Consider the following 15,856-nt stretch of genomic DNA (forward strand, 5'->3'; position numbering starts at 1 on the left):
CATTAGTCAATAGTCATTAGTCATTAGTCATTAGTCAATAGTCATTAGTCATTAGTCATTAGTTTTTACTACCTTGTCTACCTTGTCTACCTTGTTCTATGCCCCATGCCCAATGCCCCATGCCCCATGCCCACTAATCAATCTGAATTGTTGTTGGTGCAGAACCTGTGGAGGGTACGCCGATTAGGGGTTTGCGGAATTGGGTGTAGATGCGATCGCGCCAAGCGAAAAAGGCGGCATAATCAGGGTTGTCGGCTATACCGGGTACACCTTTACCTCTGATGCTTTCTGGTAATTCTAGATAAGCTCCTGTGGGGAACTTTAATAGTATAGATAAACCGGCAACTGCTAAATCAGCTAGGGTGGGTTCATCGCCTGTGAGGTAAGGGCTATCGGCTAATAGCAGGGTGAGGGCTTCGAGGTCTTGTTTTAAATCTGCGATCGCGGATTTGACTACATCTGGAGTATATCCTACACCAAACCCCAAAACTGTGAGAAAATCACTCGGCACACCTTCTACTAAGGTTTTGAGAACATCTGGTGTAGATGTAGGTAATAAAGCTTTACGGAAATTTTGGTCTTGACTGATAGCAGAGAATAAGGCTTTTCTGCCCTTGATACCTATAGACTCATCCGCCCATTCTTCCATTAACAAAGTTAAACCCCGTTGTTTGGTGTCTTTGGGTATTAAAGGGCGATCGGGATATTCTAAGTCTAAATACTTAGCTATCTCTGTAGAATCAGCAATATATCTATTACCATCTTTTAAAACAGGTACTTGTCTTTGCCCGGTTAATCTAAATAAGTCTACTTGACCAATTCCTGGTGTTACTTCTATTTTGCGGTATTCTAAACCTTTATAGTCTAGAATCAAACGCACTTTTTCTGAGTATTGAGATAGTTCCCATTGGTATAATTCCAGCATATTATATACCTTGTAACTAATGAGTAGATTAACTTTATAATTGTATCTTTAGTTCACGTAAATTTCCTGAATCAATAATTAATTTACTACTGAATTCATGCACGCCAAAAAATCATTTTTGGGTCAGTTTCAGATTTGAGTAATTGAGGGAAAAATTTATTTTATGTATTGGTGACAACAAGAATATTTTCCCTAGCTCCAGTTAAATTAGCACACTTAAATCAGATTTGCTATAATTCTGAATTGCCAGTTAACTACAATACATAACACGAAATAATGTAGCTATGATTTTTAGGTCTTAGCTTGCTACACAGTAAGATTAAAAGGTGTTTAGCCATTGTTTAAGCAAAAATTCTAATATCACAGTTAGATTTTATTGCTAGTAAGATGCTATAAGTCTTTAATGTCACGCTGTAAAAATAGAACAAAAAAATTTATGAAGCTCAATTACAGCAAACTGCTGACTCATTTTGCTAGTGTAGTAAGTCTGGCCGGTGTTAGTCTCCTGATTTCCTTACCATCTGGAGCAAAAGAAGTATTAAATCCTAATCCTAAAATTTTTCAGGAATATCCCTATAATCGGGGTCAACGTCCTCAAATTGATGCTCAATCCACCCCTAGTAATGTCATAGCAGTCACTAAGGGCAATGATAAAAAGCAAATAGCACAAAGTGGTAGGCTGAACCCTCGACCCAGTATATTTAACGAACCTCCCTATAATCGCGGTAGTCGCACCACACCTGCTGAAGTAACACCCACACCAGATACCCAACCCACCACACCTGAAACAGAAACTCCCGCCACTGAAAAACCAGGCGCACCAACAAGCGAGACTCAAGGACAAACTTTGTTAGCCTTAGCAGAGTCTAACGGTTCCTTTAAAACCTTAACCAAAGCCCTTAAGGCTGCGGGACTAACAGAAGTTCTCCAAGGTAAAGATAACTTAACAGTCTTTGCTCCTACTGATGAGGCTTTTGCTAAATTACCTCAAGATGCTTTAGCAGAATTGTTGAAGCCAGAAAACAAGGAAGTATTAGTCAAAATTTTGACCTATCACGTAGTTCCTGGTGCTGTGCTATCGAGTGATTTAAAATCTGGCACAGTCAAGAGTGTGGAAGGTGGTGACATCAACGTCAAAGTTGACCCCCAAACTGGTGTCAATGTCAATGATGCTAAGGTAGTGAAGGCAGACATCAAAGCTAGTAATGGTGTCATTCATGCCATTGATAATGTGATTCTACCTCCTGATTTGTAGGTTGATGACATACTTAGGGAACAGGCTTATACCAATTCGCAATTCGCAATTCGCAATTCGCAATTAAGAAATTGAGATACCATCTGGGTTTCAGGCTTTGCATCTGTTGCTTAATTTTGGAGAATTGGTATTAAATAGTTTCCTTCGCCTTTCATCCTGTACCGAGTTCAACGTGAATAAAAGCCTCATTCAAATTTCCGCTTGAATGAGGCTTTTATTTTGGAACTGATTTTGATAGATGTTAAAACCCAGTAGAGACGTTACTAGTAGGATTCAGTTCGTAGTAAGGACTTTAGTCCTTTTCTGTTCGCGGAGTGTCTCGTAAAGCCTACGGCATAGCTGCGCTTAGGGCGCAGCCTCTCGTAGAGAAGAGAGAACTAAAGTTCTCACTACAAACCTTTAATTATTTACCTTGTTCTACTTAACTTGGGTAAAAATCATTAAATGCTGCTGAGGTAAGATATTTTTAGTTTCCTGCCAAACTAAGCCGACTGCTTGCATTTCTTTGCGGACTTGTTTTTGGGTCATTTTATGCAGTCGCTTAATCATAATGAAGGGATTTTCACCCCGATATTCTACTAACACTACCCTACCACCAGGTTTTAAAGCTTTGACAATCCCCTGCATGATTTCTTGGGGATATGCAAATTCGTGGTAAGCATCAACCATCAAGGCGACATCTATACTATTGGGTGGTAATTTGGTATCGGTGGCAGTGGCTAACACTGTCTCAACGTTATGAATATTTTTCTCTTGACGGAAAAACTTGATAATTTCTAACATTTCTGGCTGAATATCCACAGCCAACACTTGACCTTTAGTTAGTATGGGTGCGATACGAAAACTCAAGTAACCTGTACCTGCACCAATATCAGCGACTACATCATCAGGCTGTAAATTCAGCGCGCTAATAATTTTACTTGGCTGTTCTTCGGCTTCTCTTCTCGGTCTTTCTAACCAACCTGCACCTGTATGACTCATAAAACGGGCGATTTCTCGACCCATGTAGTATTTACCGATACCATCAGGACTGTGAGTTTCACGTTGTTCATACACTGTTATGGTGTCGGCTACTAAATTTTGGCTATTTAGCAACCAACAGCCGCAAATCATCCCCAAAATCACTAAAAAACGCCAAACTCGCTTGTTCATGGTTGTATCTGGTTAAATAACAAACGCTTCCAACTCACTTTTAGACCATTTTTCCCCGACTCGTTCCGCTACCAAAGGTCTGACGACAAATTTCGGCGGAGTTCCTGGTTGGACATCAATTCGCACGCAGGAGTAGGATAACTTTCTTTCTAAACCTTGACCATGACGACCCACATAAAGTAGAGAGTCGGCGACTTTTCGCAGGGTACTATTGGCTTGATCATGAAAAACTTCCATTAACTCATTTCCTTCTGGACGCTGACGACGGGGACGGCGACCGCTACCACCGGAGATAATGCAGTTGAGGTGAGAGTCAGCGTGTTTGGTGTCTGCGGTACGGAGATATTCTAAACAGTGGGCGTGTCCGTTGAAAATTAAATCTACTAACGGACGGTCTTGGACTAAATCACCGAGAGTTGCGGCTACTTGATTCAATACCCAACGCAAACGATGACGCACTGCTAAGGTTTGGGCTTGATGCCATTTGGTGCCTTCGGTAACGTAGGGGGGATGGTGGAAAAAGATGATTCTTCCCCGGACTTGGGAATTGTGCCAAGACTCGATTAGTCTGTGGCGTAACCAGTCTAACTGTTCCCAGTCAGTAGGGGGGGTATCGTGAGAGGCGAGTTGTTTTTCGATGTCGAGTTTGATTTCGTTGATTTGGTCTAGTTTCGCGCTGAGGTCATCGAGTTGTTCTGCGTCGGCGGGGTTGTCGGGGTTGAGTTGGTCACATTGGTTAAGAATTAATTCTTCTTCTTTGTCTATTTCTTGGCGACGCTGTTGTAATTCCCGGCGGTAGATATCTCCGGCTTGGGTGCTGGGGAGGGGAGAAGGTGTATTAAAAGTATTTGAGTCAAGGGCGAAAAAATCTATCCCACCGTAGCGGAAGGTGTAGTAACGGTTGGGGATACGGGTAAATTCTCCTGGTACGTAACGCAGACAGCGACCTGTATGAGTTTTGGCGGTGTAGTGGAGGTCTAGGTGACGCTGTAATGCTTCTGGGGAGAGGGCGGTGAGATAATCAAGAAAGGCTTTAGCATAGGCATCACCTTGATTAGAACCATGCCAACCAATTTCAAAGTCTTTGTAACGCAGCATTCGCCGCAGTCTTAAGGTACTACCGGTCACAAGGCGGTACAAAAAGGGGACATCATAGTAGTCATGATTGCCGAGTACAGGTAAAAACGGTAGATTAAATGTCATGCGATCGCTACCTATCCTATTAGGTTGTTCTCCACCAACTAAAAATTCTCGGTATGGTTCAATAAAGTTGCTTGGGTAATATTCATGAGAACCAACTACATAAATCACATCGCCGGTATGTAAAACAAAACTGCACTCATCTTTGTGCTGAAGCATGAGTTCGGCGACTAGTCTTTGGGGATGACTACCATAATGAGGTTTCGTCCCACTATCACCAATGACTAAAAAAGAAAATTCCGGGTTTTCGTCCCGGTTATCGTCTATGACTATGCTAGTTTGGTCAATTCCTCTTTGTTGAATGCTGGGATGTTGCCATCGTATCCTTTCCTTCATTTTCTGAATTTTAACTGGGATTGATGGTTCGGAAATCAATTTCATTAGTCGTTATCTCCCAAGTGTTGAGGGGGGAGGTGCGTTACGCTGCCGCTAACACACCTAATTGGCGTGTCAAATTTCTTTTATCCGCGTTTATCCGCGTTTATCTGCGTTCCATTGCGTCCCCATATAATGCACAAATTTAGCCTTGTCATGCTACTACATATACTGACGCACCTTACCTCTAAGATAATTTCTGTTCTCATGTCTCCTAAACGACTAGAGACACAGAATATCACACACCTACAAATACCTATAATTGGCAACTAGAATATACTGGACTACATATCACCACACCCCCGTTATCTTAGGTTAACAAGGGTAGTTAACTTTCACAAACCCATGATAATTTGGCAACCTGATCAAAAAATCAACAACGGTAGATTTATCATCCAGGGTAAACCCTTGGGTAGCGGTGGTTTTGGTATCACCTACAAAGCCTTAGAACCCAGCACAGGCAAACTATACGCCATCAAAACCCTAAATCAGCAAATGCAACTCAGGAATGATTTTGCTGAACAACAGATTAAATTTATTAACGAAGCCTTGACTATTAGAGGATTTGACCATCCCCATATTCTCAAAGTGCATGAAGTCATCCAAGAAGGTGAACTCTTGGGCGTGGTGATGGAATATATAGATGGGGTAACTTTATTTCAACACGTCCAAAATCAAGGACAATTATCACAAACAGAAGCACTGTTATATATAGACCAAATCGGTCAAGCCTTAGAATTAATTCATCAAAAGGGACACCTACACCGAGATATCAAACCTCAAAATATTATCCTCAGACAGCATCAACAAGAAGCAGTCCTCATTGACTTTGGTTTAACCCGAAATCTTGCCACCCAAAGCATGACTAATTCCTTTACCCAAGGTTATGCACCCATTGAACAATATAGACGCAAAGGTAATTTTGGTACGCATACAGATGTTTACGCCTTAGCTGCGACTTTATATTATCTGCTTACGGCTGATGGGCTCAAAAAAGAAGAAGAAGAACATCCCGTACCTGCACTCAATCGTAAATATGATGATGAACCTTTACCAGAACCACGCAGTTATAATTCCCAGATTAGTCAGAGAGTGAATGATGCAATTCTCATGGGCATGGAGTTAGAATCAGAAGAACGTACTCCCACAGTCACAGAATTTCGGAAAAATTTAGGTTTGGTTAGTAGTGGCGATCCAGAAGTACAATTAAAGTCAGCTGTAGGGATGGACTACCGCCAACTGCGTGACTTACTCGCTGCTGGGAGATGGTACGACGCAAATTGTGTAACAGGAAGCGTAATCTTAGCAGTAGCGAAACGGGAAAAAGAGAGTTACTTACGTAAAGAAGACATTGAGCATTTTCCCTGTGAAGACCTCCGTACCATTGACCAATTGTGGGTAAGATACAGCAATGGGCAGTTTGGGTTTTCTGTTCAAAAGCGCATTTATCAAAGTTTGGGTGGAACGAGAAACTACGACGAGAAAATTTGGGAAGCCTTTGGCGAGAAGGTAGGATGGCGTAAGAAAGGGAGTTGGTTTAGTGGAGGGAAGTGGAAGTGGTTGTACTACAGCGATATTACTTTTGATAGAACAGCACCGGAAGGACTCCTCCCGCTCAAGAATGCTATGAAATATGGTGGGTGGGGGTGTGTGCCGTCTCTCCTCTCTCGTCGAGATTTGTAAAGTGTAACATATAAAGGTTACAGAGAATTATTAACTTTTATGAATAAGTGATGTCTCACGAAGCATTGCGGGTTCTGGGTTTCCGATACCTGTCACCGAGTTTTTCATTCTGGCTCTGGTTTTTGTAGTACATTATCCTTAGCTATAGGGTTAGAGTTATAACAATTCGCTTTAACAAAGTTAGACGCTACCCGTTCAATTTCCTCATTTTCCATTTCCCAATCATCCCAAAAAAACATGAGATGTGGGTTGGGTTTCCTTCGTCAACCCAACACCAAAGTCCATAATGCAAGAGAAATTTATTTAAAATTAGTAATAACCCTAAAAACTGTTATTGATAAACCATGACAACCGTTATTGCTAGACCTTCATCTTTGCTTGGTAGTATTCAATTAGAAAAAGTAGAGCATTTCCATCTGTTCAAATTTAACGACGCACTGCAAGCACGGATGGAAGAACTTCTGGAACGTAAAAAAGCTGATTTATTGACCACAGAAGAAGTTATCGAATTAGAGTAAATTGGAGAACTAGACAGAATTTTTACCCATATCAATGCTATGTTGGTAGCTCAAAAATGACTATTGACGATGCTACTAAAGAAGCAGCCATTAGGGTGCGTCAGTGCGAGAGAACCTAACTACACCCAGGAATTATTCATACTGACGCACCCTACCAACTATAAGATAGCAGACATGATTATCGTTGAGAAATTGTATAAACTCTTTGAAGTCTTGGTTCAGCATTGTTATATTTCCATTTATGGAATTGTTGTCGTATTTCTTCTAAAGCTTCCAGTCGTGCTTGATAAGGTTGTGTTTGCCAATAAGCAAAATCACTTTTTTGCTCTTTCAGGTTAACTTTACGGTAAAAAATTTCCATTGCGACTTAAATTAACATATATGTTATTTACTTATCTATCATAATTTTAATGTTAAATATATTTAGGCATAAAAAGCATAATATTCATGAAAGACAATAATGAACGCGCAGATTTTGACAGCCCGTGGAAAGAAATTCTCGAAGCATATTTCCCCCAAGCCATGCAATTCTTTTTCCCTGAAACTGCTGCATTAATTGACTGGGAACGCCCTTACGAATTTCTCAACACCGAATTTCAACAAATCGCCCGTGAAGCCGAACAAGGTAAACGCTATGCTGATCAATTAGTCAAAGTTTGGCAAATCCAAGGCGAAGAAATCTGGTTATTAATCCACGTAGAAATTCAAGCCCAAAAAGAAGATGACTTTAGTAAACGGATGTTCACCTACAACTTTCGCATCTTCGACAGATTTGAAAAACCAGCCATTAGTTTAGCAATTTTATGCGACACCAACCGCCAATGGCGACCAAATAATTACAGTTATAATTATCCCCAAACTCGCCTCAACTTTGAATTTGGCATAGTGAAACTGTTAGATTACGAAAATCGCTTTGATGAGTTAGAAAATAACACTAATCCCTTTGCGACAGTCGTGATGGCGCATTTAAAAACCCAGCAAACACGCTCATCACCCCAAGAACGCAAAATCTGGAAATTCAGCTTGATTCGCAGATTATATGATTTAGGTTTGCAAGAACAAGATATTCGTAACCTCTATCGATTTATCGATTGGGTTATGATCTTACCAAAAGCATTAGAAAATCAATTGTGTTCAGAAGTTCAACAATTAGAGCAGGAAAGGACTATGAGATATATTACCTCAGCCGAGCGCATTGGTTACGAGCGTGGAATAGAAGAGGGCAAAGAAGTAGGGAAACAAGAAGGTGAATTAGGAATTATTCTAAAACAACTCAAAAGAAGATTAGGTGAACTATCGCCAGAAATCCAACAACGTATCCAAGCCCTTTCTGTAAACCAATTAGAAAATCTGAGCGAAGCTTTATTAGATTTTAGTAACATCACAGATTTAGTTCATTGGTTAGAGTCGAATTAATCATTTATTTCAGGTTCGTAGTAAGGACTTTAGTCCTGATTTGAGGACTGAAGTCCTTACTACGAACATTTCATTATTTCCACCGTTATACTTACCTATCAATTTAAACTTAAAATCTAATTTAAAAACATCCCATGCCTGCAAAAATTACCCTTACTATTATTAAAGATAAACTTTTAGGAAGACAATATACCTTCGATTCCCGCGCTACGTGTATTATGGGCAGAAGCCCAGAGGCAAATATTCAACTACCAGATGATGCAGACCATAAAACGATTTCGCGCTATCACTGTTTGTTAGATATCATGCCACCAAATATAAGAATTAGAGACTTTGGTAGTAAAAATGGTACTTATGTAAACGGTCAAAAAATTGGGCAGAGAGAAGCACATCAAACACCAGAAGAAGGTGCAAAATTAAATTTCCCTGAATACGATTTACAATTTGATGATGAGATTGAATTGGGCAACACTGTGTTTGCAGTTCATATCGAATCTGACCCAGCAGAAATAAACATTCCTAACTTTTATCCTGTCACTATTAATCATAATCAACCACCAACACAACCGCCCAACTTCTTAGAAATTATCAAACGCTGGTTGGGTTTAGCCGCCAATGGAAATAATCAATTGCTGGCGATTCAAGGGTACAATATCATTAAATTATTGGGTAGGGGTGGGTTTGGTGAAGTTTATTTAGCACAGCATAACAATTCAGGTAAATTGATCGCTTTGAAAGTCATGTTACCTGCAATTTCAGGAAATGAAAACGCAGTGCAGAGGTTTTTACGAGAGACAGAAAATACTAAATATTTAAAGCATCCTCATGTTGTACAAGTCATTGATTATGGCTTTTTTGAGGGTATTTTCTTCTTCACAATGGAATATTGTGCTGGAGGAACTGTTGCAGATTTAATGCAACAATATGGTGGTAAATTACCTGTTGATATTGCATTACCAATTACTCTGCAAGTTCTCAACGGTTTGGAATATAGTCACAATGCAGAAATTCCTTATGTGAAATTAAGCGATGGTGGTTTTGGTAAAGGTAGGGGTTTAGTCCACCGTGATTTGAAACCAGGTAATATTTTACTTAATTACATTGACGGTAAGATTACCGCCAAAATAGGTGATTATGGTTTAGCTAAAGCTTTTGATTTAGCAGGATTAAGCGGACAAACTCTCACAGGTTCTCAGGCTGGAACACCTGCTTTTATCCCTCGTCAACAGCTACTTAATTTTAAATATGTACAACCAGAAGTTGATATTTGGGCAACTGCTGCATCTCTCTATAATATGTTAACAGGGGAATTACCCCGCAATTTTACAGGTGATCCGTTTTTAGCTGTGTTGCAAAATGACCCTGTACCAATTCTGCAACGCAATGCAAGTATCCCCAAGAAGTTAGCGGAAGTAATTGATTTGGGACTAATAGAAAAGCCGGAAATTTATTTCAAGAGTGCGGTAGATTTTAAAAATTCTCTTTTAAATAGTATTTAAGTAGCCGTCATGAACTGGATACACCAGAACACATGAAAAAGTCTTTCCCTTACACCCCTATACCCTTATACCCCTAAACCCCTTTTTCAAGTCAGAACGGTGTAAATAATTAAAGGTTTGTAGTGTACCCCTGCGGGGAAGCAAGCTACGCGCAAGCGTCTCGAAGAGAGGACTAAAGTCCTTACTACGAACTAAATTCAGTTTTTTTTACATTACATTACTTTACATAGTTTGGTTTTTTCAAGTATGTAGGGTGCGTCAGTCGGGAAAAACCTAATTACACAACGAAAATCTTCATACTGACGCACCTAACAAATTAGCATCTAACTTTTCACGTTATGGGATTAATCTTGCCTTTTGATAGAGTTTCAATGATAACCTGCTGCCTGTAATAAAAATAATTTGGCATATAGTCCCTCATAGGCTAACAATTCCTCATGAGTTCCCTGTTCTACTACCTCCCCATTATCAATTACCACAATTTTGTCTGCCATTCTGACTGTTGAAAAGCGGTGAGATATTAAAAAGACCATTTGATGTTCGGTGAGGGCGCGGAAGTGATTGAAAATCTCATATTCAGCTTGAGCATCTATGGCTGATGTCGGTTCATCTAGAACTAAGATATCTGCTTTAGTTCGCATGAAGGCACGGGCGAGAGCGATTTTTTGCCATTGTCCACCAGATAATTCTTGTCCGTTTTTAAACCATTTGCCGAGTTGGGTTTGAAACTGTTGGGGTAGGCGTTCAATAAAGTAGTGTGCTTTGCCTTTTTGGGCGGCGGTTTGCCAACGGATTGTATCATTGAGGCTATCTACGTCACCTACACCGATATTTTCCCCAACGGTGAATTGATAACGCACAAAGTTCTGAAAAATTACGCCGATGCGTTGGCGGAGTTTATCTACATTCCATGATTGTAAATCTACGCCATCTAATAAAATTCTGCCGGAGTCTGGGGTATATAGTCGAGTCAGGAGTTTAATTAAGGTGGTTTTTCCAGAACCGTTTTCACCGACAATGGCTAATTTTTCCCCTGGTTTCAAATGTAGGGAAATGTTTTTTAAAGCTGGTTTAGAGTTTCCAGGATAGGTAAATGTGACGTTTTCAAAGCGAATACCGTCTTGGGAGTCTATTCCTTTGGTGATTTTACCTAGAGGTTGAGTGACTTTTTCTTCGAGGAATTCGTAGAGGTTGGAAAGATAGAGGTTATCTTCATACATCCCACCGATGGAGGTGAGGGCATTGCTAAAGGTAGATTGTCCTTGGCGAAAAACTGTGAGATACATAGTCATATCGCCTAAAGAAATTCTCCCGACTACGGTTTCAAAGACAATCCAAGCGTAGGCAATGTAAAAGGCGATCGTACTGACTAAGCTTAATAAGTATCCCCACATTCCCCGACGGATAGTTAAATCACGGTCTTCGTGATAGAGTTGGTGAAATACGTCGCGGTAACGTCCTAACAGCATTTCTCCTAGTTGATAGAGTTTAATTTCCGTCGCAAAATCTTCTCTAGCTAAGAGATGTTCTATATATTGCTGTCTGCGGGTTTCTGGTGCGCGCCAACTAAATAAACGAAAGGCTTCGCCAGCAAAGCGAGTTTCGGCAATAAAAGCTGGCATGGCTGCCATAATTAAAACAATGACTGCCCAAATGGAGAAGTTGAATAATAAAACGCCGTAGGTGATGAGGGAAAGGGCATTTTGGACTAAGCCAAAGGTGCGGTTAACTAATGAAAGGGGACGTGTGGATGCTTCTCGTCTAGCGTTGGTTAATTTGTCATAGAATTCTGAGTTTTCAAAGTGGGGTAAATCTAAAGTCAGGGCTTTTTCTAAAATTAAAACGTTGACTCTTTGGGCTAAGAGGACGCGCAATAGAGATTGACAGATGATTAATCCTCGTTGAGAACCTGCCAGTAGAACTACAGCGATCGCTTCTAAGCCAACATACAATAAAGGTAGGTAAATATTCCCCTCGGTGTTTCCTTGGGATGCTAATACTACAGCATCCACAATTAATTTACCAAAGTAAGCGATCGCCGCAGGCAGTAAACCAGCTAATAAAGTGAAACCAGCCAAAATAATGGTCAAAGTGCGGCTAGTCGTCCACACTAAATTTATCGCCCGTCCACTGTAACGAAAAACGGCCAGTGATTGACGCAGGAGATGACGTTGCTTTTTACTCTTCATTATTATTCTTATAGCGTGAGAGTAACATCCCTGTGGGAAATTCTGAATTTAGTTCACAAAATTTGTATTTGTAATTACCAATTTCTATACTACAAATGTAATCTTATTGCAACCACCTATGAGTTATTGCATCAATCCTCACTGTCCCCAGCCGCAAAACACGGATATGTCCCTGTTTTGTGTAGCCTGTGGTTCTGATTTGCTATTGCAAGGATGTTACAGAGTGATTAGACCATTGGGTATTGGTGGGTTTGGCAAAACCTTTGAAATTGAGGACAACGGTACACAAAAGATTTTAAAGGTTCTCCATAATACTCAACCCAAAGCCATAGAACTATTTCAGCAAGAAGCAGTTGTATTACAACAGTTAAATCATCCTGGTATTCCCAGGGTAGAAGCTGACGGATATTTTATTTTTCAACCCAAAAATAGTCCCCCTCTACACTGTTTAATCATGGAAAAAATAGAGGGAATGAACTTAGAAACCTGGATGCAAGGGCGTAATCATGAACCAATTATTGAACGTGCAGCGATACGCTGGTTAAAACAACTCATAGAAATTCTGCAAGTAGTTCACCAAAAACAATATTTCCACCGCGATATTAAACCCCCCAATATTATCCTGCGACCAAATGGACAATTAGCATTAATTGATTTTGGTACAGCCAGAGAAGTCACCCAAACCTTCATGCAAAAGCTAGAAGGACAGCAAATCACAGGAATTATTTCCGCAGGTTACACCCCTAGCGAACAAATGAATGGTAAAGCAGTTCCCCAATCAGATTTTTTCGCTTTAGGAAGGACATTTGTTTATTTACTTACGGGAAAAAATCCCACAGAATTTAATGAAGAGTACCACACAGGTCAATTACAATGGCGTGAACAAGCTCATCATATTTCCCCTGGTTTAGCAGATTTAATTGATGATATGATGCAGCCATTTCCTGGGAATAGACCTCAAGATTCTACCGCAATTTTACAGCGTTTACAAACTATTGAGCAGGCTTTTGTGGATGGAACAAAATCCACGCCGCCACAGGTTGCTGTTACAGTTCCACTAACAAATACACCCCAGTCATCACCATCAAAACAACCAATTAAATTAATAGCTGGCGTTAGCATCATCCTATTAGGAGGGGTAGGAACATATTATGCTTATCAAAGTATTACACCATCAAAATCACCAGTGAATGTTGATGTGAATATCTCTAAAAATATTATGATATCTCCCAACAATACCAACCCAACACCCACACCAACAACTATTATTACTAATAATAGCCCTGCCAACAATCAACCCACATCAACACCCACATCTGTAAGTTCACCAACTCCCGTCACTTGCGTTATAGAAGTAGCTGACCCCCAAGACCCCACTTTAAATGTGCGTTCTGGCCCTGGTACTAACTACACACTTCTCGGAGAGTTAGAAAATGGCACACCTATATCTGTTGTGCAAGAACAAAATGGTTGGTATTTAATTGATCAACCCTTAAAAGGATGGTTAGCTGGTAATCGCACCCGTAGAGTTTGTAATTAATATGTGGAAAAAAGCTATGTTTTATCAATCCTTAAGATTTATAATTTTAACCATCACCACATTATTATTAATCGTTAGTTGCCGTCATAGCGAATCGATTACAGCCCAATCTGTTATCCAGACATCAACCCCCAATAATATAGTTATCTCTGCTAACCCTACTCCCACATTGAATCAACAACAGAAAATTAATGTCACAGACGAGAGTCAGTTAGTAGATATTCAATCAATTAATCAAAACATTGTTATTGATATTCGCTACGCCACAAAAAATAACTTTCTCAAAAAGCAACTTTACCCCGAAGCTAGGTGTGTACTGCGGTATGGAGTCGCCCAGAAGCTAGCCAAAGTCCAAGCAGAATTAGAGAAAAATCAATTAGGGTTAAAAGTTTACGATTGCTACAGACCATTATCTGTGCAGAAAATCATGTGGCAGACACTACCAGATAATAGATATGTAGCTAACCCCGCCTATGGTTCTCGACATAATCGAGGTGCAGCAGTTGATTTGACGCTAGTTAACCGCAACAGACAAGAACTAGAAATGCCCAGTGCCTTTGATACTTTTACCCCAGCATCCCACAGAGATTATGACGGTGGCAGCACAGAATCCCGCAAAAATCGCCAATTGCTAGAAGATGCGATGAGAAAACAGGGATTTACCGGTTTATCAACAGAATGGTGGCATTTTGACGCGCCTGGATGGGAAAATTTTCCGGTGATGGATGTGCCGTTTAGTCAGATACATTAGGAGTGCTGAGTGCTGAGTGCTGTTAGCGGAAGCGGGGCGTTTAGCCGGTGCTGAGTAATGAGTAATGAGTAATGAGTAATGAGTAATGAGTGCTGAGTGCTGTTAGCGGTAGCGCGGCGTTTAGCCGGTGCTGAGTAATGACTAATGAGTGAGTTAGGAAATAAATTCTACCTTGTCTACTTTTTCCCTAGTCCCTAGTCTCCAGTCCCCAGTCCCCAGTCCCTATTGCAAAGAGAACATCTAACCTACCCTTGGTAAGTCCAGGCTTTCGCAGTACCATAATAAACGCGCAATTATATCTCTCAGGATGGATGTAATTAGTCAACGTACTCGGAATTTACACTATTCCACCAACCAGGATGCCAACTCAGACTTTCCTCATTTTGAATTTTGTAGGTGCAAGCCTACTCGTAGAGTATTTTGAATTTTGAATTTTGAATTTTTTAAGACAATGCCTGTACGCCAAACTTTAGTAACATCTGAGATTAAATTGTCTTACCTGGAGTGGAATCAAGGTAAAAAGCCTTTGCTGCTGCTGCATGGGTTGGCAGATCATGCTTTGGTGTGGTCGAGTTTGGGAGATGATTTAGCGGCGGAGTATCATATAGTTGCGCCTGATATGCGGGGTCATGGTGAAAGTAGTAAGCCAGAAACAGACTATACTTTTGCTAGTGCGATCGCTGATCTAGAATTACTCATGGATCATCTGGGGTGGTCATCTGCTCATATTGTGACTCATTCCTGGACAGGTAAACTAGCTGCTATCTGGGCTAGAGTTAGCCCCCAACGTCTACGGAGTATGGTGCTAGTTGATCCCATTTTCATTTGGCAAATGCCCAGCTTGTTCCGGCTAACTTTTCCCCTGTTGTACCGTTATCTATCTTTTCTGAAGGGAATGGGGCCATTTAGCAGCTACGAAGCAGCCGAAGCCCAAGCCAAGCAGTTAAATCAGTATCAGGGTTGGAGTACATTACAACAGCAAGTTTTTCAAGCCGGACTAGAACAAAAACCCGATGGTAGTTGGGGTAGTAAGTTCACTATTAACGCCCGTGACGGCATTTTTGAAGATGTGATGCGCGTCCCTGGGTTCATCGCCCCTGTAGACACTCCCTCCCTCTTCATCCAGCCAGAACAAGGTTTAAACCGTTTTGACTGGCAAATCAAACCCTATAAAACCCACTTAACAAATCTCCGCATCTGCCAAGTTCCTGGCAACCACTGGCCTTTCTTAACTGCACCAGCCGCATTTAATCAAACAGTTGCATCATTTCTCAAAGAAAGGGCATAGGGCATAGGGCATAGGGCATAGGGCATGGGGCATTGGAGTTTGAAAACTATTGACTGTTGACTGTT

The 15,856-nt window shown here is 40.7% G+C and carries 14 protein-coding genes; 8 read left to right on the forward strand and 6 right to left on the reverse strand.

Annotation, left to right across the window (positions count from 1 at the left end; translation table 11 throughout):
* Positions 1 to 133: 133 nt before the first annotated feature.
* Positions 134 to 925, reverse strand: coding sequence for a glutathione S-transferase family protein (locus CLI64_RS06495; protein WP_103136441.1), 792 nt, complete (start codon positions 923 to 925; stop codon positions 134 to 136).
* Positions 926 to 1,361: 436 nt separating this feature from the next.
* On the opposite strand from CLI64_RS06495, the gene CLI64_RS06500 reads away from it, so the two are divergent.
* Positions 1,362 to 2,180 (forward strand): fasciclin domain-containing protein, encoded by an 819-nt coding sequence (locus CLI64_RS06500; protein ID WP_103136442.1) that lies wholly within the window; start codon positions 1,362 to 1,364, stop codon positions 2,178 to 2,180.
* A gap of 417 nt (positions 2,181 to 2,597) precedes the next feature.
* Here the strand turns inward: CLI64_RS06500 and CLI64_RS06505 are convergent, their stop codons facing one another.
* The gene (locus CLI64_RS06505; protein WP_225977601.1) at positions 2,598 to 3,293 is read right to left on the reverse strand and encodes a class I SAM-dependent methyltransferase; all 696 of its coding nucleotides are present in this window, start codon (positions 3,291 to 3,293) and stop codon (positions 2,598 to 2,600) included.
* A 51-nt stretch (positions 3,294 to 3,344) separates the two neighbouring features.
* Positions 3,345 to 4,913, reverse strand: a complete 1,569-nt coding sequence (locus CLI64_RS06510; protein ID WP_103136444.1) for a metallophosphoesterase — start codon at positions 4,911 to 4,913, stop codon at positions 3,345 to 3,347.
* A 339-nt stretch (positions 4,914 to 5,252) separates the two neighbouring features.
* On the opposite strand from CLI64_RS06510, the gene CLI64_RS06515 reads away from it, so the two are divergent.
* On the forward strand, positions 5,253 to 6,590 hold the full coding sequence (locus tag CLI64_RS06515; protein ID WP_103136445.1) for a serine/threonine-protein kinase: 1,338 nt from the start codon (positions 5,253 to 5,255) through the stop codon (positions 6,588 to 6,590).
* 104 nt (positions 6,591 to 6,694) lie between these two features.
* Here the strand turns inward: CLI64_RS06515 and CLI64_RS31890 are convergent, their stop codons facing one another.
* Positions 6,695 to 6,829, reverse strand: a complete 135-nt coding sequence (locus tag CLI64_RS31890) for a hypothetical protein (RefSeq protein WP_264082494.1) — start codon at positions 6,827 to 6,829, stop codon at positions 6,695 to 6,697.
* Positions 6,830 to 6,934: 105 nt separating this feature from the next.
* Between CLI64_RS31890 and CLI64_RS31175 the strand changes: the two genes are divergently transcribed.
* Positions 6,935 to 7,108, forward strand: a complete 174-nt coding sequence (locus CLI64_RS31175; RefSeq protein ID WP_192881687.1) for a hypothetical protein — start codon at positions 6,935 to 6,937, stop codon at positions 7,106 to 7,108.
* Positions 7,109 to 7,286: 178 nt separating this feature from the next.
* On the opposite strand, the gene CLI64_RS06520 is transcribed toward CLI64_RS31175, so the two are convergent.
* A complete protein-coding gene (locus tag CLI64_RS06520) occupies positions 7,287 to 7,469 on the reverse strand; it encodes a toxin secretion, membrane fusion protein (protein WP_103136446.1) in 183 nt (60 codons plus the stop codon).
* 86 nt (positions 7,470 to 7,555) lie between these two features.
* Between CLI64_RS06520 and CLI64_RS06525 the strand changes: the two genes are divergently transcribed.
* Entirely contained in the window at positions 7,556 to 8,524 is a 969-nt protein-coding gene (locus tag CLI64_RS06525; protein ID WP_103136447.1) for a DUF4351 domain-containing protein, read from the forward strand.
* 134 nt (positions 8,525 to 8,658) lie between these two features.
* Positions 8,659 to 10,023, forward strand: coding sequence for a protein kinase (locus CLI64_RS06530; RefSeq protein ID WP_103136448.1), 1,365 nt, complete (start codon positions 8,659 to 8,661; stop codon positions 10,021 to 10,023).
* 368 nt (positions 10,024 to 10,391) lie between these two features.
* Here CLI64_RS06530 and CLI64_RS06535 read toward each other — a convergent pair whose 3' ends face one another.
* Positions 10,392 to 12,212, reverse strand: coding sequence for an ABC transporter ATP-binding protein (locus CLI64_RS06535; RefSeq protein ID WP_103136449.1), 1,821 nt, complete (start codon positions 12,210 to 12,212; stop codon positions 10,392 to 10,394).
* Between the two features lie 118 nt (positions 12,213 to 12,330).
* On the opposite strand from CLI64_RS06535, the gene CLI64_RS30675 reads away from it, so the two are divergent.
* The 3 genes from CLI64_RS30675 to CLI64_RS06550 all read left to right on the forward strand — a co-directional run bounded on the left by CLI64_RS30675 (position 12,331) and on the right by CLI64_RS06550 (position 15,791).
* Positions 12,331 to 13,752, forward strand: coding sequence for a serine/threonine protein kinase (locus CLI64_RS30675; RefSeq protein ID WP_157943203.1), 1,422 nt, complete (start codon positions 12,331 to 12,333; stop codon positions 13,750 to 13,752).
* 16 nt (positions 13,753 to 13,768) lie between these two features.
* Positions 13,769 to 14,503 carry a M15 family metallopeptidase gene (locus tag CLI64_RS06545; RefSeq protein WP_103140621.1) on the forward strand — a complete coding sequence of 245 codons (735 nt, stop codon included), beginning with the start codon at positions 13,769 to 13,771 and terminating at the stop codon, positions 14,501 to 14,503.
* 451 nt (positions 14,504 to 14,954) lie between these two features.
* On the forward strand, positions 14,955 to 15,791 hold the full coding sequence (locus CLI64_RS06550) for an alpha/beta fold hydrolase (protein WP_103136450.1): 837 nt from the start codon (positions 14,955 to 14,957) through the stop codon (positions 15,789 to 15,791).
* The last annotated feature ends 65 nt before the right edge of the window (positions 15,792 to 15,856 follow it).

This window comes from Nostoc sp. CENA543 (genome assembly GCF_002896875.1).
Lineage (GTDB): Bacteria > Cyanobacteriota > Cyanobacteriia > Cyanobacteriales > Nostocaceae > Trichormus.